This is a genomic window from Nonomuraea sp. NPDC049378, from assembly GCF_055586745.1.
Genome location: NZ_JBVJHP010000038.1, coordinates 25903 through 47166 on the forward strand (window position 1 = coordinate 25903; position 21264 = coordinate 47166).

The window sequence follows — 21264 nt, forward strand, 5'->3', positions numbered from 1 at the left end:
CGACCTCCGGGATCGCCGTGGCAGACCGCCTGATCGTGCGTGGTGCACGAGAACACAACCTCAAAGACGTCTCGCTCGACCTGCCGCGAGACTCGCTGATCGTCTTCACCGGCCTGTCCGGCTCCGGGAAGTCGAGCCTGGCCTTCGACACGATCTTCGCTGAAGGCCAGCGGCGCTATGTCGAGTCGTTGTCGGCCTATGCCCGCCAGTTCCTCGGTCAGATGGACAAGCCCGACGTCGACTTCATCGAGGGCCTGTCGCCCGCGGTGTCGATCGACCAGAAGGCGACCAGCAAGAACCCCCGCTCGACGGTCGGCACGATCACCGAGGTCTACGACTACCTCAGGCTGCTGTGGGCGCGCATCGGCAAGCCCCACTGCCCCGTGTGCACCCGCCCGATCGCCAGGCAGACCCCGCAGCAGATCGTCGACCGGGTGATGGACCTCGAGGAGGGCACCCGTTTCCAGGTGCTCGCCCCGGTCATCAGGGGCCGCAAGGGCGAATACGCCGAGTTGTTCCGCGAGTTGCAGACCAAGGGCTTCGCCCGGGCCAGGGTCGACGGCACCGTCGTGCGCCTGGAGGAGCCGCCCACCCTGAAGAAGTACGAGAAGCACGACATCGAGGTCATCGTCGACCGCCTGTCGGTCAAGGAGTCGGCCCGGCGCAGGCTGACCGACTCGGTCGAGACGGCGTTGCAGTTGTCCGGCGGCACCATCACGCTCGAGTTCGTCGATCTTCCCGAAGACGACCTCAACCGCGAGCGCTTCTACTCCGAGCACCTCTACTGCCCCTACGACGACCTGTCGTTCGAGGAGTTGGAGCCGCGCTCGTTCTCGTTCAACTCTCCGTTCGGCGCCTGCCCCGAGTGCACGGGCCTGGGCACCAAGATGGAGGTCGACCCCGACCTGGTCGTGCCCGACCCCGAGCGCACACTGCGCGACGGCGCGCTGCACCCGTGGTCAGGCGGCCACACCAGCGAATACTTCAGCAGGCTGGTCGAGGCGCTCGGCCACACGGTCGGATTCACCCTCGACACGTCGTGGGAGAAACTGCCCAAGAAGGCCCAGAAGTCACTGCTGTACGGCCACGACGAGCAGGTGCACGTCCGCTACAGCAACCGCTACGGCAGGCAGCGCTCCTACTACACGACCTACGACGGCGTCATCCCATGGGTGCAGCGCAGGCACGCGGAGGCGGAGAGCGACACGGCCCGCGAGCGGTTCGAGGGCTACATGCGGGAGATCCCGTGCCCCACCTGCAAGGGGGCCAGGCTCAAGCCGGTCACCCTCGCCGTGACGGTGGCAGGGAAGTCGATCGCCGAGGTGGCGGCGATGTCGATCGGCGAGTGCGCGAAGTTCCTGGCCGCGCTCAAGCTGTCCGACCGCGACATGCAGATCGCCGAGCGGGTGGTCAAGGAGATCAACGCCCGCATGGGCTTCCTGCTCGACGTCGGCCTCGACTATCTCACCATGGACCGCGCCGCCGCGACCCTCGCGGGCGGAGAGGCCCAGCGCATCAGGCTGGCCACCCAGATCGGCTCCGGCCTGGTCGGGGTCCTTTACGTGCTCGACGAGCCGTCCATCGGCCTGCACCAGCGTGACAACATGCGCCTGCTCGACACGCTGGTCAGGCTGCGCGACATGGGCAACACGCTGATCGTCGTCGAGCACGACGAGGACACGATCGCGGCGGCCGACTGGGTGGTCGACATCGGGCCGGGCGCCGGCGAGCACGGCGGCCAGGTGGTCGTCTCCGGCACGGTGCAGGACCTGCTCACCAGCGAGGAGTCGCTCACCGGGCAATACCTGTCGGGGCGCAGGAGCATCCCGATTCCCGCCAACCGCCGAAAGCGCGACAAGAAGCGGCAGATCACCGTCAAGGGCGCGCGCGAGCACAACCTCCAGGGCGTCGACATCGAGTTCCCTCTGGGCGTGTTCACGGCGGTGACCGGCGTGTCGGGCTCAGGCAAGTCGACGCTGGTCAACGACATCCTCTACAACGCGCTGGCCAAGGAGCTCAACGGCGCCCGCACGGTGCCGGGGCGGCACTCGCGGATCAACGGCATGGACCAGGTCGACAAGGTCGTTCACGTCGACCAGTCGCCTATCGGGCGCACGCCACGCTCCAACCCGGCCACCTACACCGGCGTGTTCGACCACGTGCGGAAACTGTTCGCGGCCACGTCCGAGGCCAAGGTGCGCGGCTACCAGCCGGGGCGCTTCAGCTTCAACGTCAAGGGCGGCCGCTGCGAGGCGTGCGCGGGCGACGGCACCATCAAGATCGAGATGAACTTCCTGCCCGACGTCTACGTCCCCTGCGAGGTCTGCCACGGCGCCCGCTACAACCGGGAGACGCTGGAGGTCCACTACAAGGGCAAGACGATCGCCGAGGTGCTCGACATGCCGATCGAGGAGGCCCTCGGCTTCTTCGACGCGATCCCCGCGATCAAGCGCCACCTGCAGACGCTCAACGACGTGGGCCTGGGCTACGTGCGTCTCGGACAGCCGGCCACGACCCTGTCCGGCGGCGAGGCGCAGCGTGTCAAGCTCGCCTCCGAGCTGCAGCGACGGCAGACCGGCCGGACGATCTACGTGCTCGACGAGCCCACCACCGGCCTGCACTTCGAGGACATCCGGCGGCTGCTCGGCGTGCTCGGGCGGCTGGTCGACGGCGGCAACACGGTGATCGTCATCGAGCACAACCTCGACGTCATCAAGACCGCCGACTGGATCGTCGACATGGGGCCCGAGGGCGGGTCGCGCGGCGGCACGCTCGTCGCCAGCGGCACACCGGAGCAGGTCGCCCTCGTGGACGAGAGCCACACGGGGCGCTTCCTGCGCAAGATCCTGACGCACTGACCTCCGTACGCGCGGCGCAGCTCCGGGCTCGGGTTCCGGGGCCCGGGCGGATCAGCCCTTCGGCGTGCGGAGGTCCGCGGCCACCGGCGTCGTGGCCGCGTGTCCGCGGGCGAGGCGGCGGCGCTTGGCGGCGTCGCCTCGCTCCAGCCACCACTCAGCCAGCAGGAGCGGCAGCACCCAGCCCAGCCAGGCGCTCATCGCCGCCACCGTGTTCCCCATGACGGCCTCGTCGCCGCCGAACGTCGTTTCTAGCTGCGGTATGAACAGGATGGTCAGCGCCACGCCATAGAGGCGGTTCGTGATGATGGACACGGTCAGGGCGAAACTGCGCACCATCCACCTGCGGTGATCGACGAACCTGCGCTGCCTGGCCATCCGCCATCCGGCGAACGTGCAGCCCAGCCAGAGCAGCGCCAGCAGCACGTTGCTGACCATGGTCACCGGGCCCCACGGGGTGGCCACCCCGACCACCAGGCCCATGGTTGCGCTGGGAAGACAGCCGCCGAAGATGTACACGCGGCCGATCCATCGGTGCGCCCGCGGATGGCGCGCGCGGAACCAGGGCCAGACCTGCAGGCAGCACGTGATCATCGCCACCGAGCCGAACACGACGTGCGCTGAGAGGACCGCGAAGTGCGGCGGGAAGAAGTCCGGTGCGGGAACGCGCGACTGGCTCGGGTCCAGGGACAGGTACGGCGGGAGCGAGAACGCCAGGAACGCCGCCGCCACCACCATCAGCGGCGCCACCCAGGGACGCCGCCACCATCGGGGCCCGGCGGGCGCGGCGGGCGGCTGTGTCGAGGAAAGGGTCATGACCGCAGGTTCGGCGCCGCCGCTGACCGGACGCCTACCACCCGCTGACCGGACCGAGGGGGCAGGCCCATAAAGTTGACATTGACAGCGGCCTGACCTGCAGGGGGTCAGTGGCGACGCGAAGGGTCGGCAGAACAATGACAGTTACGGAGACGGGCGGAGCCATGCCCGGAAACGGGCACGAGCCGGCGGCCGGGCAGGGGTACGCTCCGCCGGCGGGGCGCGGGTGCGCGCCGGGGACCAGCGGGCCCGGGCGGCGTGCGGTGCTGGGAGCGGCAGGGGTGGCGGCGTGCGGGGCGGCGCTCGCCGGATGCGGGGCGGGCGGCGCCGAGGCCGAGCCGAGCCTCAAGGGCAGGGTTCTCGCCAAGACGGCCGACGTGCCCGTGGGCGGGGGCACGCTGGTCGAAGACCTGAAGATCGTGGTCACGCAGCCGACGCAGGGCGTCTACAAGGCGTTCAGCGCGCTCTGCCCCCACAAGGGCTGCGTCGTCAGCACGCCTGAGGACAACGTCATCGCGTGCGCCTGCCACGGCAGCGAGTTCGCCGCCGACAGCGGGAAAGCCACCAAGGGCCCCGCCACCGGCGCGCTGGCCTCGTACCAGGTCAAGGTCGAGGGCGACGGCATCGTGGTCGCCTGACCTGGCGCGCGAAGCGGTGGGCCGAACAGGTAAATGTGCGTGGTTACCAGGGATTGGGCTCAGGCACGCTGAACCGGCGCGGGAGCGCTGCCGTACCTGAAGTGGAACCGATCTGGGAGGACGCACCATGACGGAAACGACACGCCGGAATGTGGTGCTCGGTGCCGGAGGCGCCGGGCTCGCGGCGATTCTGACGGCCTGCGCGAGCTACGGTTCGCCGACGACGGAAGCGGCCGCGGAGCCACCGGCGGAGGAGCCGTCGTCTGACGCGCCGGAGAAGAAGCCGGAGAGGAACAAGGCGGCGGCCGGCGGAGGAAAGGCCCTGGCCGACACCAGCGACATCCCCGAGGGTGGCGGGAAGGTCTTCGAAAGCGAGAAGGTCGTCGTCACGCAGCCGACCGCGGGCGATTTCAAGGCGTTCAGCGCGGTGTGCACCCACGCGGGGTGCACTGTCGCCACGGTCTCGAACAACACGATCAACTGCCCCTGCCACGGCAGCAAGTTCAGCATCGAGGACGGCTCGGTGGCGGACGGCCCGGCCGGCGGGCCGCTCGAGGAGAAGAGGATCAGCGTGGACGGCGATAAGATCAGGCTCGCCTAAACCTCGTCTCATGATTTTCTCACCTGGGTGCGTTTGGGTGAGGCGCATGGGAAACGACCTTCAGAGCCGCCGGGCGATGATCGCGGGTGTCGGGGCCAGTGGCCTCGCGCTGGCGGTCACCGCGTGTGGCGGCGGCACGGACACCGCACAGGACGCCGGCACTGCCGCGGAGTCGAGCGCACCTCAGTCGAGCGCACCCGAGTCCGGCGCGCCGCAGGCCGGCGGGGCCCTGGCCAAGACCGCTGACATCCCCGTCGGCGGCGGCACGATCTTCAAAGACCAGAAGATCGTGGTCACCCAGCCCACCGAGGGCGACTTCAAGGCGTTCAGCGCGCTGTGCACGCACAAGGGTTGCCCGGTCGCCAGCGTCGAGGGCGGTTCGATCGTCTGCCCGTGCCACGGCAGCAAGTTCGCGATCGCCGACGGCGCGGTGACCGACGGCCCTGCCGAGAAGCCGCTGGCGGCGCAGGAGATCAAGGTCGACGGCGACCAGATCACCCTGGCGTAGCGGGCGCGGCCGGCCGGTCCCGCCATGGCGCGGGCGCGGCGGGCCGGGCAACCTTGTCGGTCGGGGCTACTAGTCTTTGAAACGTGGCGAGATCAGCGGGCAGCCCTTTGAGTTTCCGGCCCAAACCAGGTGCGATCCCCGATTCCCCGGGGGTCTACCGGTTCAGGGACGCGCACGGCCGGGTGATCTACGTCGGCAAGGCCAAGAGCCTGCGCCAGCGGCTCAACTCCTACTTCGCCGACTTCTCCGCGCTCCACCCGCGCACCCAGTCGATGCTGACCACGGCGGCCGACGTCGACTGGACGGTGGTGGGCACCGAGGTCGAGGCGCTGCAGCTCGAATACTCCTGGATCAAGGAGTTCGACCCGCGCTTCAACGTGAAATACCGCGACGACAAGTCCTACCCCTACCTCGCGGTCACCATGGCCGACGACTTTCCGCGCGTGCAGGTCATGCGCGGGGCCAAGCGCAAGGGCACACGTTACTTCGGCCCCTACTCCCACGCGTGGGCCATTCGCGAGACGGTCGACCTGCTGCTGCGGGTCTTCCCTGTGCGCACGTGCAGCGCCGGCGTGTTCAAGCGGGCCGGGCAGATCGGCCGGCCGTGTCTGCTCGGCTACATCGACAAGTGCTCGGCGCCGTGCGTCGGCCGGGTCACCCCGGAGGAGCACCGCGAGCTCGCCGAAGACTTCTGCGACTTCATGGCGGGCAACACCAGCCGCTTCATCAAGCGGCTGGAGAAGGAGATGCGCGAGGCGGCCGCCGAGCAGGAGTACGAACGTGCCGCGCGGCTGCGCGACGACGTCCAGGCGCTCCAGCGCGCCCTCGAGAAGCAGGCGGTCGTGCTCGGCGAGGGCACCGACGCCGACGTGATCGCGCTTGCCGAGGACCCGCTCGAGGCCGCCGTGCAGGTCTTCTACGTGCGCGGCGGCCGCATCCGCGGCCAGCGCGGCTGGGTGATCGACAAGGTTGAGGAGATCACGCCGGGCGAGCTGGTCGAGCAGTTCCTGCTGCAGATGTACGCCGAGGCGAGCCCCGACGCGATGCCCCGCGAAGTGCTCGTGCCCGCGCTGCCGCCCGACCACGAGGCGGTCGCCGAGCTGCTGACCGAGCAGCGGCGCGCCCGCGTCGAGGTGCGCGTGCCTCAGCGCGGCGACAAGAGGTCGCTGATGGAGACGGTCGAGCGCAACGCCAAGGAGTCGCTCGCCCAGCACAAGGTCCGCCGGGCCGGCGATCTGACCACGCGCAGCAGGGCCCTGCAGGAGATCGCCGACGCGCTCGACCTTGACCAGGCGCCGCTGCGGATCGAGTGCTACGACGTCTCCCACCTTCAGGGGGAGAACGTCGTGGCGTCGATGGTGGTGTTCGAGGACGGCCTGGCGCGCAAGAGCGAATATCGCCGCTTCGCCGTCAAGACCAAGGAGGGCGACGTCGCCTCGATCCACGAGGTGATCATGCGACGCTTCCGCCGCTACCTCGAAGAACGCTCCGCCACCGGTGAGCTGGCCCCCGACACCGAGGACGGCCACGGCCCGATCGATCCCGAGACGGGCAAGCCCCGCAAGTTCGCCTATCCACCCAACCTGGTGGTGGTCGACGGCGCGGGGCCCCAGGCGGCCGCCGCGCAGCGGGCGCTCGACGAGCTCGGCATCGACGACGTGGCCGTGTGCGGCCTGGCCAAGCGGCTGGAGGAGGTCTGGTTGCCCGGCGACGACCAGCCTGTGATCATGCCTCGTTCAAGCGAGGGCCTTTATCTGTTGCAGCGTGTGCGTGACGAGGCGCATCGGTTCGCCATCACTTACCATCGTTCCAAGAGGTCCAAGACGGTGAAGGAGAGCGCGCTCGACGGCGTTCCAGGTCTCGGGCCGGCGCGCAGGCAAGCGCTTCTCAAGCACTTCGGCTCCGTGAAGAAGCTCCGCGCGGCCACGGCCGCCGAGATCTGCGAGGTTCCCGGCATCGGCCCGTCCATCGCCGAGGTGATCGTGTCGACGCTGAAGGGAGATTCGCCTTGATCTCGCCAGGATGTCAGGACGTTCACGTCGCCGGCCGCCCGCTTGCCCGCCTCCGCTATGGTGATGGGGCCGGGAGGGCCGCTGACATGGACATTCGTGAGGCCGAGCCGGCGGACGGAGTGAGACAATGAGCACCGAGCCGGCGTTCGTCATCGTCACCGGCATGTCGGGCGCGGGGCGCAGCACGGCGGCCAAAGCGCTTGAAGACCTGGGCTGGTTCGTCATCGACAACCTGCCGCCCGGGTTGCTGTTCGCGATGGCCGAGGAGGCGGGCAAGGTCAAGCTGGCCGCCGACAAGGTGGCGGCCGTCGTCGACGTGCGCAGCCTGGCCTTCACCACCGACCTCAACGCCGCCATCGAGGAGCTCGAAGGGCGCGGCGTACGCGTGCGGGTGGTGTTCCTGGAAGCCAGCGACGAAGAGCTGGTGCGCCGGTTCGAAAACGTCCGCAGGCCGCATCCGCTGCAGGGCGAGGGGCGCCTGGTCGACGGCATCGCCAGGGAGCGGGGCATCCTTCGTGAGGTCAGGGCCAACGCCGACCTCGTGATCGACACGTCGTCGCACAACGTGCACGAGCTGCGTCACAAGATCGTCTCCTTCTTCGGCGGGGAGGACCGGCCGGGACTGCGGGTCAACGTCGTGTCGTTCGGGTTCAAGTACGGGCTCCCGGTCGACGCCGACCTCGTGGTCGACTGCCGTTTCCTGCCCAACCCGCACTGGGTGCCCGACCTGCGGCCGTTGAACGGGCTCGACGCCCCGGTCCGCGACTACGTGCTCGGGCAGCCAGGGGCCAAGGAGTTCCTCGACGCCTACGAGGAGGTCCTGCAGGTGGTCGCTGCCGGCTACGCGCGCGAGGGCAAGAGCTACGCCACGCTCGCGGTCGGCTGCACGGGCGGCAAGCACCGCAGCGTCGCCATGACCGAGCAGGTCGCCGCCCGCCTGCGCGATCGCGGGATGGAGGTCCAGGTGAGCCATCGGGATGTGGGTCGGGAGTGACCGACGAGGGCGTCCAAGCCGCCTCGCCGCATCCGGTAGCCGGCGGGGCGCGAGCTCCCCGCAGTGGTGCGGGGGAGGCCACCGAGGGCCCGGCGGAGAGCGGCCCGGGTGAAGGTGTCGGGGGTTTCCCGGGGAGTGGCCCGGGTGAAGGTGTCGGGGGTTTTTCGGGGAGTGGTGCCGGCGGGCTTGCCGTGCGTCCGTCGGAAAGTGGCTCGGATGCCGTCGTTGCGGGCTCGCCGGCCAGCGGCGCGGGTGATGGCGTAGCGGGTGATGACGTAAGGGCGCCGAGCGGGGGTGCGGGCCTCCCGGGCGGCGGCGTGGCGCCCCTCGGTGATGGCGCGCGAGCGATGGGCGACGTCGCGGATGAGGGTGTGCGGTCCCTGAATGCGGACGCTGCCGACGGTGCGGACCCCTCGTGCCGTACCGCCGGGTCGCTGACTGCCGGCCCGGATGGGCGCGGGGCCCGGGGCGGGATCGCACCGAACGTGGTGGCGCTCGGAGGCGGGCACGGGCTCTACGCCTCCCTGTCAGCCTTACGGATGGTCACCGACCAGCTGACCGCCGTGGTGACCGTCGCCGACGACGGCGGATCGAGCGGCCGGTTGCGCCGCGAGCTCGGCGTGCTGCCGCCCGGCGACCTGCGGATGGCGCTGGCCGCTCTGTGCGGCGACGACGAGTGGGGCAGCACGTGGAGCGAGGTCGTGCAACACCGCTTCCGCAGCGAGGGCGAGCTGCACGGGCACGCCGTGGGCAACCTGCTGATCGTCGCGCTGTGGGAGCTGCTCGGCGACTCCGTGGCCGGGCTCGACTGGGTCGGCCGGCTGCTCGGCGCGCACGGCCGGGTGTTGCCGATGGCGTCGGTGCCACTCGACATCGTTGCCGAGGTGGAGCTGGACGGCGTCATCTCGACCGTACGCGGGCAGGTGGCGTGTGCGCTGACGCCCGGCAGGGTGCAGGCGATCTCGCTCGTGCCCGAAGACCCGCCGGCGCGGCCCGAGGCCGTCGCGGCCGTGTTCGACGCCGACTGGGTGGTGTTCGGACCGGGGTCGTGGTTCACCAGCGTGTTGCCGCACCTCAAGGTGCCCGAGCTGGCCAGGGCCCTGCACGCGACCAAAGCCAGGCGGCTCGTCACGCTCAACCTGGCGCCCCAGCCGGGCGAGACCGACGACTTCTCCCCCCAGCAACATCTGGAGGTGCTCCGACAGCACGCTCCCGACCTGTCGATCGACGTCGTGCTCGCCGACACCGGGATCGTCGACGATCCCGGCGCGCTGGAGAAATCCGCCGCCGCCCTCGACGCCCGGCTGGTGATGGCCGATGTGGCGGCCGCCGACGGCTCTCCCCGGCATGACCCACGACGTCTTGCCTTCGTCCTGGACGAGATTTTCCTCCAGAAGCGTTGATCCTGGTCGGCGTGGCGCCAAGGTGCGAGAGACTGACGGGAGCCGGTCTGAATGGGGGAGGACTAACGCTTATGGCGATGACAGGTGTGGTGAAAGACGAGCTGAGCCGCCTGCCGGTGCTGAAGCCGTGCTGCCGCAAGGCGGAGGTTTCGACGCTGCTGCGGTTCGCCAGCGGCCTGCACCTGGTGGGCGGGCGGATCGTGATCGAGGCCGAGCTCGACACCAACGCCACGGCGCGGCGGCTGATCAAGGACATCGGCGAGGTGTTCGGGCACAAGGCGGAGGTCCTCGTGCTCGCGCCCGCCGGGCTGCGCAAGGGCTCGCGCTACGTGGTCCGCGTCTACCGCGACGGCGAGGCGCTCGCCCGCCAGACGGGCCTCATCGACAACCACGGCCGGCCGGTTCGCGGCCTGCCCCGCCAGGTGGTGGCGGGAGCGGCCTGCGACGCCGAGGCCGCCTGGCGCGGGGCCTTCCTCGCCCACGGCTCGCTGACCGAGCCGGGCCGCTCGATGTCGCTCGAGGTCACCTGCCCCGGCCCGGAGGCCGCCCTCGCGCTAGTGGGCTCGGCACGGCGGCTGAAGATCCACGCAAAGGCGCGCGAGGTGCGCGGCGTCGACCGCGTCGTGGTGCGCGACGGCGACGCGATCAGCGCCCTGCTCACCCGGCTCGGGGCGCACGACAGCGTGCTCGCCTGGGAGGAGCGGCGCATGCGCCGCGAGGTTCGGGCCACCGCCAACCGGTTGGCCAACTTCGACGACGCCAACCTGCGGCGCTCGGCACGGGCCGCGGTTGCGGCCGGAGCGCGGGTGCAGCGGGCGCTCGAGATCCTCGGCGACGAGGCGCCCGAACACCTGGTCGTGGCCGGACGGCTGCGGGTCGAGCACAAGCAGGCGTCCCTGGAGGAGCTGGGGCAGATCGCCGACCCGCCGCTGACGAAGGACGCGATCGCCGGCCGCATCCGGCGACTGCTCGCCATGGCCGACAAGCGCGCCTCCGACCTGGGCATCCCCAACACCGAGGCCAATCTCACCGTCGACATGCTCGCCCCCTGACCGTCGTTGCGGTGCTTCCCCCCGCACCGACCTCTCTGCCATCTCTTACGGCACAGCACAGTGCACCGCACGCGCCGACGTGCGTTGCCGTCCGTCCTGGCCGGTCGTGAAGGCTCACGGGGTGCTCGCCGTGACGAGCGCGCTGCCGGCCGGGTTCCGTGGTTCGGAGGGTGGCCGGGTGCGCCCGGCAGATGTGCCTGACGGGATCGGCGCGTGCGGTGCGGGCACTGGCCCGGTGGGGCTTCATGGGCTCTGCGCCGGGCGGTCACAGGTCGGCTCGTGCAACAGCGGGGGGTTCGGTCTGCCCGCCTGGTCATGGGTGGAGTTGTGCTGAGTGGTCAAGGGGCCGCCTGGTCACGGGTTGAGCTGTGCTGGGCTTCCTGGCCGCACTGTGGTCGGTCAGTCGCGGGCCGGTTTGCGGGGGGTGAACAGGTCGGTGGTGGGCTTCGGCGCCGGGGCCTGGGCGGGCTCGAACGGCGCCCGGTACTCCGGCTCGCGAGGCTCCTCGATCTCCTCCGCCTGGGCTTCCTGGGCCCGCTGCGAGCGGCGTACGCGGGTGACCCGGAGGGTGACCAGGACGAGGGCGGCCAGAGCGGCGACGGCGATGTAGAGCCAGGCGGGCCAGGTCTCCGCCAGCGGGTCACGGTAGAGGGCCAGCGCCTCGGGCAGGCCTTCGGCGAAGGAGGGCAGGGTGATGTCGGACAGACCGGCGGGGGTCTGCCTGCCGGGTGCGCGCTGGGCGGAGCCGATCATGATGGCCAGCCCCGCGATCTGTCCCGTGGCCACGGCGCCGCCCGCGTACAGCGTGGCGATGGGCACCAGGACGAAGGTGCGCGGGCGCACCGAGCCCATGGCGAAGGAGACCGCCAGAGCGATGACGAGAGACAGGGCCAAGGGGAGAGGAAGCCCGTTGCCGAACGTCGTGATGTCGCCGGGCAGGCTCTCCTGCAAGAGCACGGCCGCCCCCAGCCCTGCCGCGCAGAACAGCCCTGCCAGCAGGCCGACGATCAGTCCGGACAGCAGGCCGGACCGCTTGTGTGACATCTCAGCCCCCCGAGAATCACGAATTTACTCCGACGAGTCGGGCACTTTACTCGAACCTCGCAAAACGCGCCCACAGAACGACGATTCACAGCGGGGCACCTGAAGTGGTCTAAACCAATTTGAGTCCGATAAGGTTCGTGGTTGAGGTACCAGCCCGCCATCATTTGTTCGAGGAGATCGGTTCCCGTGAGCATCCGAGTAGGCGTCAACGGCTTCGGCCGCATCGGTCGCAACTTCTGGCGCGCTGTCGCCGCCAGCGGCAAGGACATCGAGATCGTCGCGGTCAATGACCTGACCGACAACGCGACGCTCGCTCACCTGCTGAAGTACGACAGCATCCTCGGCCGGCTGCCCTACGAGGTGAAGGCCACCAGCGACGAGATCACCGTCGACGGCAAGACGATCAAGGTCTTCGAGGAGCGTGACCCGGCCAAGCTGCCCTGGGGTGACCTCGGCGTCGACGTCGTGCTCGAGTCCACGGGCCTGTTCACCGACGCCACCAAGGCCAAGGTGCACGCCGACAACGGCGCGAAGAAGGTCATCATCTCCGCGCCCGCGAAGAACGAGGACGTCACGATCGTCCTGGGCGTCAACGACGGCGCCTACGACCCGGCCAAGCACACCATCGTCTCCAACGCCTCCTGCACCACCAACTGCCTGGCGCCGATGGCCAAGGTCCTGCACGACACCTTCACCATCGAGAAGGGTCTGATGACCACCATCCACGCCTACACGCAGGACCAGAACCTGCAGGACGGCCCGCACAAGGACCTGCGCCGCGCCCGCGCCGCCGCGCTCAACGTGGTGCCGACCTCGACCGGCGCCGCCAAGGCCATCGGCCTGGTCCTGCCCGAGCTCAAGGGCAAGCTCGACGGTTTCGCCATGCGCGTGCCGATCCCCACCGGCTCGGCCACCGACCTCACCGTCGACGTCAGCCGCGAGGTCAGCGTCGACGAGGTCAACGCCGCCGTCAAGGCCGCCGCCGAGGGCCCGCTCAAGGGCATCATCAGCTACACCGAGGACGCGATCGTCTCCTCCGACATCGTCACCGACCCGGCCTCATGCATCTTCGACGCCGGCCTCACCAAGGTCATCGGCAACCAGGTCAAGGTCGTCGGCTGGTACGACAACGAGTGGGGCTACTCCAACCGCCTCGCCGACCTGATCGAGCTGGTCGGCCGCGGCCTGTGATCCTGCGAGGGAGTGCCGTCGCCTGGAGGAGCGGCGGGAGTGAAGCGACCAGAGTGGGGGCCAGATTGGGGAAGGCGGCGGCATATGGCGACCGGGCCCGCCTCGCGGAGTGAGGCCATGAGCATGCGCACGCTCGACGATCTCGACGTGAAGGGCCGGCGCGTGCTCGTGCGCGCCGACCTCAACGTCCCCCTCGACGGGGAGAAGATCACCGACGACGGCCGCATCCGGGCGTCCGTGCCGACGATCAGCGCGCTGGCCGGCGCGGGCGCCAAGGTCGTGGTCTGCGCCCACCTGGGCCGGCCCAAGGGCCAGGTCACGCCGAAATACTCGCTGCGGCCGGTGGCCGGGCGGCTCGGCGAGCTGCTCGGCCAGGACGTGGCCTTCGCCTCCGACGTGGTCGGCGACAGCGCCCGCGGTTGTGTCGAGTCGCTCCAGGACGGTCAGGTCGTCCTGCTGGAGAACCTGCGCTTCGAGCCCGGCGAGGAGTCGAAGGACGACGCCACACGGCGCGCCTTCGCTGAGCGGCTGGCCGGGCTGGCCGAGCTCTACGTCGGGGACGGCTTCGGCGCGGTGCACCGCAGGCACGCCAGCGTCTACGACGTCCCCCAGCTGCTGCCGCACGCGGCGGGCGGGCTGGTCGTGGCCGAGGTCGAGGTGCTCAAGAAGCTGACGCAGGAGCCCGAGCGGCCCTACGCGGTCGTGCTGGGCGGCGCCAAGGTCTCCGACAAGCTGGATGTCATCGCCAACCTGCTGACCAAGGTCGACCGGCTGCTCGTCGGCGGCGGCATGGCCTACACCTTCCTCAAGGCCCAGGGCCACGAGGTGGGCAGGTCGCTGCTCCAGGAAGACCAGCTCGACCAGGTCCGCGGCTTCCTCGACGAGGCCGCCGAGCGGGGCGTCGAGCTCGTCCTGCCGGTCGACGTCCTGGCCGCCGTCACCTTCGCCGCCGACGCAGAGCACGAAGTGGTCGACGCCACAGCGATTCCGGCCGATCGGGAGGGTCTCGACATCGGGCCCAGAACGCGCGAACTGTTCGCGAGCAAGCTGGCCGACGCCAAGACCGTGTTCTGGAACGGCCCGATGGGCGTGTTCGAGTTCGACGCGTTCGCGGGTGGCACGAGGGCCGTGGCCGAGGCCCTGATCGCCCGGACCGGCGAGGGCGCCTTCACCGTGGTGGGCGGCGGTGACTCGGCGGCGGCCGTGCGCAGGCTGGGGCTGCCGGAGGACGGGTTCTCGCACATCTCCACAGGTGGCGGTGCCAGTCTCGAATATCTTGAGGGCAAGACCCTTCCCGGACTCGCGGCTCTGGAGGCGTGACGTGACCACTCGCAAGCCGCTCATCGCCGGCAACTGGAAGATGAACCTCAACCACCTCGAGGCCATCGCGCTGGTCCAGAAGCTGGCCTTCGGGCTCAGCGACAAGGACTTCGACAAGGTCGAGGTCGCCGTCCTGCCGCCGTTCACCGACCTGCGCAGCGTCCAGACCCTGGTCGACGGCGACAAACTGCGCATCGTCTACGGCGCCCAAGATCTCTCCGAGCATGACGCCGGGGCCTACACCGGCGAGGTGTCGGGCGCCATGCTGGCCAAGCTGGGCTGCACGTACGTCACGATCGGACACTCCGAGCGGCGGCAGTACCACGACGAGGACGACGACCTCGTCAACGCCAAGGTGCAGGCCGCCTACCGGCACTCGCTCACGCCCATCCTGTGCGTGGGCGAAGGGCTGGAGGTGCGTCAAGAGGGCGGCCACATCGCGCACAGTCTTGGCCAACTCGACGGTGCGCTGCGCAAAATCACGGCCGAGCAGGCAAAATCGATAGTGGTGGCCTACGAACCGGTGTGGGCGATCGGCACCGGCGAGGTGGCCACCCCGGAGGACGCTCAGGAGGTCTGCGGAGCTTTGCGAGTGAGACTCGCTGAGCTCTACGACTCCGAAGTGGCCTCCGCGGTCCGTATCCTTTACGGTGGCTCGGTCAAGTCAGGCAATATCGCAGGGATCATGGCTCAGCCCGATGTCGATGGCGCGCTCGTTGGTGGCGCGAGCATCGACGCCGGGGAGTACACGAAGCTCTGCCGTTTCTCCGATATGCCCGGCTAACTGAGCCGTTCTGGGGGTGCGACTTGACATCAGGCCGTACCCTCAAGAGGCAAGTCTGAATCGTCACGCGTAACAGAGCATTGAAGGAACAGGCATACCGTGGAACTCGGAATCTCTATCGCCCTCATCCTGGCGAGCCTTCTCATGATCCTGCTCGTCCTGATGCACAAGGGTAAGGGCGGCGGCTTGTCCGACATGTTCGGCGGCGGGTTCTCGTCGAACTTCGGTGGTTCCTCGGTGGTGGAGCGCAACCTCGACCGGCTGACCGTCATCACCGGCATCATCTGGTTGGTCTGCATCATCGCTCTCGGCCTGCTTCTGCGGCCCTGAGCAAGCAAGTCAACGCGTGACAGTGATTCTCCCCCCGTGTCTGCGCGCGGGGCGATCGAGCGAGGAGTTCATCCGTGGGTAGTGGCAACGCGATCCGTGGCAGCCGAGTCGGCGCCGGCCCTATGGGGGAGGCCGAGCGCGGCGAGGCAGCTCCGAGAGTGCGGGTCTCGTTCTGGTGCGCCAACATGCACGAGACGCGCCCCAGTTTCGCCAGTGACGCGGCGGTCCCCGAGCTGTGGGACTGCCCGCGGTGCGGCCTCCCAGCCGGACAGGACGAGGAGGCGCCGCCTGCCCCGCCCAAGAACGAGCCGTACAAGACGCACCTGGCCTACGTGAAGGAGCGCAGGAGCGACAAGGACGGCAAGGCGATCCTCGAGGAGGCACTGGAGCGCCTGCGCAGCAACAAGTCCCCCTGGTAGGTGTGTCAGCGGAAGGGCCCCGGCGTCGTGCGGGGGCCCTTCCGCCGTTCCCGGCCCCGGGCTCGTCAGCCCCGTTCGTGGACCGGCTCGCCGTCCACGAACGTCATGCGCACCCGCGTCGTCCAGAGGTCGCCGGGCGGCAGTTCGAACGGGTCCCGGTCCAGGACCACCAGGTCGGCGGGGCGCCCCGGTTCGACGACGCCCGCCGGGGAGCGGTTGATCCAGGCCGAGCCCGCCGTGTAGGCGGTCATGGCCGTCGCCAGGTCGAGGCGCTGGCCGGGCAGGAACGGGGTCTGCGCGGTGGGGTAGCCGGCGTGCACCGAGCCGCCCGGCTCCGTACGGTTCACCGCGACGTGCATGCCCTGGAGCGGGTCGGCGTCCGACACAGGCCAGTCGCTGCCCGCGCAGCACCGGGCGCCGTGCGCGACCAGGTCGGCGAAGGGATACTGCCACGACGCGCGCGGTTCGCCCAGGAACGGCAGTGTCAGCTCGTCCATCTGCGCGTGGTGGGTGGCCCAGAGCGGCTGCAGGTTGGCCGTGACGCCCAGGGCGGCGAAGCGCGGCACGTCGGAGGGCTCGATGATCTGCAGGTGGGCGATGTGGTGGCGGTTGGCGGGGTCGGTGCCCTCGAAGCCGTCGAGGGCCTCGCGTACCGCCCGCTCCCCGATGGCGTGGACGTGCACCTGGAAGCCGTGCCTGTCCAGCTCGGCCACGTAGCGCTTGAGTTCGACCGGGTCCACGTAGGACAGGCCCGTGCCGCCGCACAGGCAGTACGGCTCCAGCGTGGCCGCGGTGAAGTTCTCTGTGATCCCGTCCTGCATGATCTTGACTGAGGTGGCGCGGAACCGGTCGAGTCCGCCGGCTGCGGCCCGCCGCTCGATCAGGCCGGGGATCTGGTCCAGGCCGCGCGTCCTGTCCCACCACAGGGCACCCACCACGCGGGCCCGCAGCAGGCCGGAGCCGGCCGCCGCCACATAGGTGGGCAGCTGGTCGTCGGAGCCCGCGTAGGAGCCCACGATGGCGTCCTGCCAGCCGGTGATGCCCAGCGAGAACAGGTGTTCCTGTGCCCGTGCCAGCGCGTCGAGCAGATCCTGGGCGGACGGGCGCGGGGTGAGCAGGCCGACGAGCTCCATCGCGCCCTCGTGCAGGACCCCGGTGGGCACGCCCCCGGCGTCGCGCTCGATCCGGCCGTCGGGCGGGTCGGGGGTGGCGGCGGTGATGCCGGCCAGTTCGAGTGCCCGGCCGTTGACCCAGGCGGCGTGGTGGTCGCGCTGGATGAGGTACGCGGGCCGGTCGAGGAAGTCGAGCTGGTCGCGGTGGGGGAGCCCGTTCGGAAATGCCGACATATCCCAGCCGCCGCCATCAATCCACGCTTTATCCGGATTTGTCGCAGCATAAGCGGCGATCATTTCGACATACGCATCAAGTCCGAATACTTCGGACAGATCGCACTTCGCGCGTTCGAGGCCCGCCTGCACCGGGTGCATGTGCGCGTCGATGAACCCCGGCGTCAGCAGCCCGCCGTCCAGGTCCACGGTCTCGTGGGGCGGACGTGCCAGGTCGCGCTCGGGGCCCACCGCGGCGATCACGCCGTCGCGTACGAGCACCGCCTCCGCCACAACGCCGTGGGGCGTGAAGACGCGGCCCCCTCGGAAGAGGACGTTCATGGGGTATTCCTCTCTCGGCAGGTCGTCCGGCGCCCGTCGTGCCGCCGCGCGGCGTACCCCGATGAGCGCAGGTGCCGCTAGATAACGTGATAAACCGACACATATCCCGATGAAACACTTCGTTAGCGGTGGTGTAACAGCCACCAGGCATGCTCGTCGCATGGGATTCTTGCGCATCCGGACCACGGTGGACGAGCGACCCGGACGGCTGGCGTCACTGGCGGCGGCCCTGGCCGACAGGGGCGGCAACATCCTCGGGCTGAGCGTCCAGCCCGACACCGACGGCACCGTCGACGAGTTCGTCGCCGACATCCCCGCCCACCCCGAGACCGTGCGCCAGGCTCTGGAGGCGGCCGGTGGCCGCCGGGTCCAGGTGGTCCCCGCCACGGCCCACGAGCTCACCGACGAGCCCACCAGGGCCCTGCTGCTGGCCTCCCGGCTACGCTCGATGCCGTGGCGGCTGCCCGAGCTGCTGGCCGACCTGCTGCGCGCGGACGACGCCCGGTGGATCTATGGTGAACCCGTGCCTGATCTTCCCGACCCCACTCTGCTCGTCGTGCCCGTGGCCGCCCGGCGCGCGGTCAGGTTGCGCCGCGGCGAGTTGCCCTTCACCTCGACCGAGGCGGCGAGGGCGGCCGCGTTCGCCCGGCTCGCCCAGCCGGCGGCCGAGCGGGAGGGCGCCGAGCGCGGGATCAAAGTCGCCGACGGGGTGGAGGTCACGGTCCGCCCGCTCACCTCGATCTACCGCGAGGCCGTACGCGACCTGCATGACCGGTGCTCGCCGGAGTCACGCAGGTTCCGCTACTTCACCGCACTGCCGGTGCTGCCCGAGCGCGTGTTCGACCGGATGTGCGACAGGAATCGGGGGCATTCGCTGGTCGCCGGGCACGACGGGCAGGTCGTGGGGCTGGCGAACCTCATGTTCACCGCCGATCCCGGGAGCGCCGAGATGGCCGTCCTGGTCGAAGACCGCTGGCAGGGGCGCGGTCTGGGCGCGGTGATGGCCAGGATGCTGGTGCACGCGGCCCGCGACCTCGGATACGCCGAGGTCAGGGCCACCATGCTGGCCGACAACGCCAGGATGCGCAGGCTCCTGATCTCTTTGGGCGCCACGCTCGCCTACACCGAGGACCCGGGCGTCGTGGCCGCCCGGCTGCCCGTGGGCGCGATGGCCTCAGCCTAGGCCCTCTTCCTCCTGCGGCCTCGTGGCCGGCGGCTGGACGCCCTGGATGCCCAGGTGGCGTTCGATGCGCTCCAGGCTCTCCTGGATCTGCGCGAGCCGTTCGTTGAGGGCGGCGCCGCCGGAGTGGAACATCTCGCCGGGGCGTTCCCTGGAGCCGCGGCCCACCCGGTCCAGCAGGCGCTGGCGTACGTCGGCCAGGTCCGCGCCGGCGTCCACGAGCGCCTGGGCGGCCAGCCCTTCGCCTTCCCTGATCAGCCCGAGCAGGATGTGCTCGGTGCCGATGTAGTTGTGGCGCAGCTGCAGCGCCTCGCGCAGCGACAACTCCAGCACCTTCTTGGCGCGCGGCGTGAACGGGATGTGCCCGCCCGGCGACTTCGCGCCGCGGCCCCGCACGCGCTCGACGAAGGCGCGTACGGGGTCCAGCTCCACGCCGCAGCCGTCGAGCACCAGGGCGGCCAGCCCCTCGCCCTCGTGGATGAGGCCGAGCAGGATGTGCTCGGTGCCGATGCGGTCGTGGTCCAGCCTCCGCGCCTCCTCCTGAGCGAGGACGATGACCCTGCGCGCACGGTCGGTGAAGCGCTCGAACACCGGATGTCTCCGTTCGACTCGGGGCTGTTTCCACTATGCGCTACAAACCCGCGGATGTGGGGTATTTGTCCTGTGTGGATCTTGACGAGGTGGCCGGCCGGCTCTACGCCCTGCCGCCGTCCGAGTTCACCGCCGCCCGCGCGGACGAGGCCCGCGCGGCCAAGGACGCGGGTGACGTGCGCCTGTCGCGCGAGATCGCCAAGCTGCGCAAGCCGACCGTGTCGGCCTCCGCGGTGAACAGGGTCGCCCGCGAGCACCCCGGCGAGCTGGGCGAGCTGCTGGAGGTGGGGGAGCGGCTGCGGGCGGCCTGGGAGGAGCAGGACGCCGCCGCGCTGGCCGAGCTCACTCGCCGCCGCGGCGAGGTGACGCGTACGGTGGGCAGGCTCGTCAGGCAGGCCGGGGACCTGTCGGCGGCGGCGTCCGCCGAGGTGGACCAGACCCTGGACGCCGCCATGGTCGACGCCGGCGCGGCCGCGCAGGTGCGGCGCGGCACCCTGGCGAAGCCGCTCAGCTACAGCGGTTTCGCTCCCGCTCCGGTCCCGCGCGAGCGGCCGGCGGGCCGCAGGAAGCCGTCGCCCGACGAGCAGGCCGCCCGGGCGAGGGAGCGCGAGGAGGCCGAGGCGAGGAAGGCCAGGGAACGCCAGGAGGCCGAGGCCGCGCACCGCGAGTGGCGCGAGGCGCTCGATGCGGCCGCGAAGGAGCACGACGAGCGCGCGGAGAAGGTCGCGTCGCTGGAGCGCGAGCTGGCCAAGGCACGCGGAAGGCTGGCCGACAGCCGGCAGCGGCTCGAGGTCGCCCAGCGCGAGGAACGGCACGCGCGCCAGCGGCTGGAGCGTTGACCTGCCGGAAGGCTCCGCGGGCCGGCGGCTGAGGCGCTGAGCGGCGAGGAGGGCCCCGAGTGGAGCGCCGGCCTGCGGGGCGGACGTTCCTGGGCGGCTTGTAGCGTGGAGAAAACGCTGCGCACCACCCAGGAGTGGCGATGAGCTGGACTCCCGCCTCGATGCCCGCCCTCGCGGGCACGACGGCCATCGTGACCGGCGCCAACACCGGCATCGGCAAGCCCACCGCCCTTGAGCTGGCCAGGCACGGCGCCCACGTGGTCGTGGCGGCGCGCGACCCGGACAGGGGGGCCGCGGCCGTCGCGGAGATCCGGCGGGCCGCGCCCGGCGCGCACGTCGGGTACGGGCGGCTCGACCTGGCCGACCTGGCCTCCGTCAGGGAGTTCGTCAGGGAGTTCGCCGCCGGGGTCGAGCGGCTCGACCTGCTGGTGAACAACGCGGGCGTCGGCATGGTCCCCAGGCGGGAGACCAGGGACGGGTTCGAGCTGCAGCTCGGCACCAACCACCTGGGCCACTTCGCGCTCACCGGGTTGTTGCTGCCGCTCCTGCTCGCCGCCCCCGCCGCCCGCGTGGTGACCGTCGCCAGCGACGCGCACGTCGCGGGCAGGATCGACCTGGACGACCTGGGCATGCGGCACGATTACGGCAGGATGGCGGCCTATGCCCGCTCCAAGCTGGCCAACATGCTCTTCGCCCTCGAGCTCCAGCGCCGCGCCGAGCGGGCCGGCGCGGGTCTGATCAGCGTCGCCACCCATCCGGGCATGACCGCCACGGGTATCTTCGGCACCGGGCTGGTCAAGCCTGTCGTGAGCCTGCTGATGAAGCGGCCCGAGCGCGGCGCCGTGTCCTCGCTCTACGCCGCGACCTCGCCGGACGTCCGCGGCGGCGAGTACATCGGCCCCACGCTCAGGCGGCTCACGCCCTCCGCGACGGCCAGGTCGGAGGAGCTCGCCCGGCGGCTCTGGGAGGCTTCCACGGAGCTGACGGGCGTGCGTTTCGAGGAGCTCGCCCCCGGCTGAC

Annotated in this window: 20 protein-coding genes; 16 read left to right on the forward strand and 4 right to left on the reverse strand. The window is 70.4% G+C overall.

What is annotated here, in order from left to right; translation table 11 throughout:
• Positions 1-17 precede the first annotated feature (17 nt).
• Positions 18-2858, forward strand: coding sequence for an excinuclease ABC subunit UvrA (uvrA, locus tag ACZ6SA_RS46820; protein ID WP_465835785.1), 2841 nt, complete (start codon positions 18-20; stop codon positions 2856-2858).
• Positions 2859-2909: 51 nt separating this feature from the next.
• On the opposite strand, the gene ACZ6SA_RS46825 is transcribed toward uvrA, so the two are convergent.
• Positions 2910-3671: a DUF2306 domain-containing protein gene (locus tag ACZ6SA_RS46825; RefSeq protein ID WP_465835787.1), complete on the reverse strand. Its 762-nt coding sequence runs from the start codon at positions 3669-3671 to the stop codon at positions 2910-2912.
• Positions 3672-3835: 164 nt separating this feature from the next.
• On the opposite strand from ACZ6SA_RS46825, the gene ACZ6SA_RS46830 reads away from it, so the two are divergent.
• The 7 genes from ACZ6SA_RS46830 to whiA all read left to right on the forward strand — a co-directional run bounded on the left by ACZ6SA_RS46830 (position 3836) and on the right by whiA (position 10879).
• Positions 3836-4309 (forward strand): Rieske (2Fe-2S) protein, encoded by a 474-nt coding sequence (locus tag ACZ6SA_RS46830; protein WP_347644753.1) that lies wholly within the window; start codon positions 3836-3838, stop codon positions 4307-4309.
• Positions 4310-4460: 151 nt separating this feature from the next.
• Positions 4461-4910, forward strand: coding sequence for a Rieske (2Fe-2S) protein (locus tag ACZ6SA_RS46835; RefSeq protein WP_465835790.1), 450 nt, complete (start codon positions 4461-4463; stop codon positions 4908-4910).
• Between the two features lie 46 nt (positions 4911-4956).
• A complete protein-coding gene (locus tag ACZ6SA_RS46840) occupies positions 4957-5418 on the forward strand; it encodes a Rieske (2Fe-2S) protein (RefSeq protein WP_347644751.1) in 462 nt (153 codons plus the stop codon).
• Between the two features lie 107 nt (positions 5419-5525).
• Positions 5526-7430, forward strand: a complete 1905-nt coding sequence (uvrC, locus tag ACZ6SA_RS46845; RefSeq protein ID WP_465835832.1) for an excinuclease ABC subunit UvrC — start codon at positions 5526-5528, stop codon at positions 7428-7430.
• Between the two features lie 127 nt (positions 7431-7557).
• A complete protein-coding gene (rapZ, locus tag ACZ6SA_RS46850; RefSeq protein WP_347644750.1) occupies positions 7558-8424 on the forward strand; it encodes an RNase adapter RapZ in 867 nt (288 codons plus the stop codon).
• 485 nt (positions 8425-8909) lie between these two features.
• Positions 8910-9827, forward strand: coding sequence for a gluconeogenesis factor YvcK family protein (locus ACZ6SA_RS46855; protein WP_465835792.1), 918 nt, complete (start codon positions 8910-8912; stop codon positions 9825-9827).
• 71 nt (positions 9828-9898) lie between these two features.
• Positions 9899-10879: a DNA-binding protein WhiA gene (whiA, locus tag ACZ6SA_RS46860; protein WP_026214667.1), complete on the forward strand. Its 981-nt coding sequence runs from the start codon at positions 9899-9901 to the stop codon at positions 10877-10879.
• Positions 10880-11278: 399 nt separating this feature from the next.
• Here the strand turns inward: whiA and ACZ6SA_RS46865 are convergent, their stop codons facing one another.
• The gene (locus ACZ6SA_RS46865) at positions 11279-11923 is read right to left on the reverse strand and encodes a hypothetical protein (RefSeq protein WP_347644748.1); all 645 of its coding nucleotides are present in this window, start codon (positions 11921-11923) and stop codon (positions 11279-11281) included.
• A gap of 186 nt (positions 11924-12109) precedes the next feature.
• Here ACZ6SA_RS46865 and gap point away from each other — a divergent pair, with 186 nt between their 5' ends.
• The 5 genes from gap to ACZ6SA_RS46890 all read left to right on the forward strand — a co-directional run bounded on the left by gap (position 12110) and on the right by ACZ6SA_RS46890 (position 15967).
• The gene (gap, locus tag ACZ6SA_RS46870) at positions 12110-13114 is read left to right on the forward strand and encodes a type I glyceraldehyde-3-phosphate dehydrogenase (RefSeq protein ID WP_347644747.1); all 1005 of its coding nucleotides are present in this window, start codon (positions 12110-12112) and stop codon (positions 13112-13114) included.
• Between the two features lie 123 nt (positions 13115-13237).
• The gene (locus tag ACZ6SA_RS46875) at positions 13238-14434 is read left to right on the forward strand and encodes a phosphoglycerate kinase (protein ID WP_443153438.1); all 1197 of its coding nucleotides are present in this window, start codon (positions 13238-13240) and stop codon (positions 14432-14434) included.
• Position 14435: 1 nt separating this feature from the next.
• Entirely contained in the window at positions 14436-15218 is a 783-nt protein-coding gene (gene tpiA / locus ACZ6SA_RS46880) for a triose-phosphate isomerase (protein WP_347644746.1), read from the forward strand.
• 99 nt (positions 15219-15317) lie between these two features.
• Complete coding sequence (gene secG / locus ACZ6SA_RS46885; RefSeq protein ID WP_347644745.1) at positions 15318-15548, forward strand: preprotein translocase subunit SecG; 231 nt, start codon at positions 15318-15320, stop codon at positions 15546-15548.
• Between the two features lie 74 nt (positions 15549-15622).
• Positions 15623-15967, forward strand: a complete 345-nt coding sequence (locus ACZ6SA_RS46890; RefSeq protein ID WP_132632554.1) for an RNA polymerase-binding protein RbpA — start codon at positions 15623-15625, stop codon at positions 15965-15967.
• Between the two features lie 65 nt (positions 15968-16032).
• On the opposite strand, the gene ACZ6SA_RS46895 is transcribed toward ACZ6SA_RS46890, so the two are convergent.
• Positions 16033-17634: an amidohydrolase gene (locus ACZ6SA_RS46895; protein ID WP_465835797.1), complete on the reverse strand. Its 1602-nt coding sequence runs from the start codon at positions 17632-17634 to the stop codon at positions 16033-16035.
• A 160-nt stretch (positions 17635-17794) separates the two neighbouring features.
• Between ACZ6SA_RS46895 and ACZ6SA_RS46900 the strand changes: the two genes are divergently transcribed.
• Positions 17795-18817 carry a GNAT family N-acetyltransferase gene (locus ACZ6SA_RS46900; protein WP_465835799.1) on the forward strand — a complete coding sequence of 341 codons (1023 nt, stop codon included), beginning with the start codon at positions 17795-17797 and terminating at the stop codon, positions 18815-18817.
• On the opposite strand, the gene ACZ6SA_RS46905 is transcribed toward ACZ6SA_RS46900, so the two are convergent.
• The gene (locus ACZ6SA_RS46905) at positions 18809-19405 is read right to left on the reverse strand and encodes a Clp protease N-terminal domain-containing protein (protein ID WP_465835801.1); all 597 of its coding nucleotides are present in this window, start codon (positions 19403-19405) and stop codon (positions 18809-18811) included. The genes ACZ6SA_RS46900 and ACZ6SA_RS46905 overlap by 9 nt on opposite strands.
• Positions 19406-19479: 74 nt before the next feature.
• On the opposite strand from ACZ6SA_RS46905, the gene ACZ6SA_RS46910 reads away from it, so the two are divergent.
• Together ACZ6SA_RS46910 and ACZ6SA_RS46915 are read left to right on the forward strand one after the other, a co-directional pair.
• On the forward strand, positions 19480-20244 hold the full coding sequence (locus ACZ6SA_RS46910) for a hypothetical protein (RefSeq protein ID WP_465835803.1): 765 nt from the start codon (positions 19480-19482) through the stop codon (positions 20242-20244).
• A 140-nt stretch (positions 20245-20384) separates the two neighbouring features.
• Positions 20385-21263: an oxidoreductase gene (locus tag ACZ6SA_RS46915; RefSeq protein WP_465835805.1), complete on the forward strand. Its 879-nt coding sequence runs from the start codon at positions 20385-20387 to the stop codon at positions 21261-21263.
• The last annotated feature ends 1 nt before the right edge of the window (position 21264 follow it).

Bases quoted from the DNA above. Each gene is read 5' to 3' on its own strand.
- ACZ6SA_RS46825 (WP_465835787.1), bottom strand. From the start codon at position 3,671: ATGACCCTTTCCTCGACACAGCCGCCCGCCGCGCCCGCCGGGCCCCGA.
- ACZ6SA_RS46830 (WP_347644753.1), top strand. From the start codon at position 3,836: ATGCCCGGAAACGGGCACGAGCCGGCGGCCGGGCAGGGGTACGCTCCG.
- ACZ6SA_RS46840 (WP_347644751.1), top strand. From the start codon at position 4,957: ATGGGAAACGACCTTCAGAGCCGCCGGGCGATGATCGCGGGTGTCGGG.
- rapZ (WP_347644750.1), top strand. From the start codon at position 7,558: ATGAGCACCGAGCCGGCGTTCGTCATCGTCACCGGCATGTCGGGCGCG.
- whiA (WP_026214667.1), top strand. From the start codon at position 9,899: ATGGCGATGACAGGTGTGGTGAAAGACGAGCTGAGCCGCCTGCCGGTG.
- ACZ6SA_RS46865 (WP_347644748.1), bottom strand. From the start codon at position 11,923: ATGTCACACAAGCGGTCCGGCCTGCTGTCCGGACTGATCGTCGGCCTG.
- ACZ6SA_RS46875 (WP_443153438.1), top strand. From the start codon at position 13,238: ATGCGCACGCTCGACGATCTCGACGTGAAGGGCCGGCGCGTGCTCGTG.
- ACZ6SA_RS46895 (WP_465835797.1), bottom strand. From the start codon at position 17,634: ATGAACGTCCTCTTCCGAGGGGGCCGCGTCTTCACGCCCCACGGCGTT.
- ACZ6SA_RS46900 (WP_465835799.1), top strand. From the start codon at position 17,795: ATGGGATTCTTGCGCATCCGGACCACGGTGGACGAGCGACCCGGACGG.
- ACZ6SA_RS46915 (WP_465835805.1), top strand. From the start codon at position 20,385: ATGAGCTGGACTCCCGCCTCGATGCCCGCCCTCGCGGGCACGACGGCC.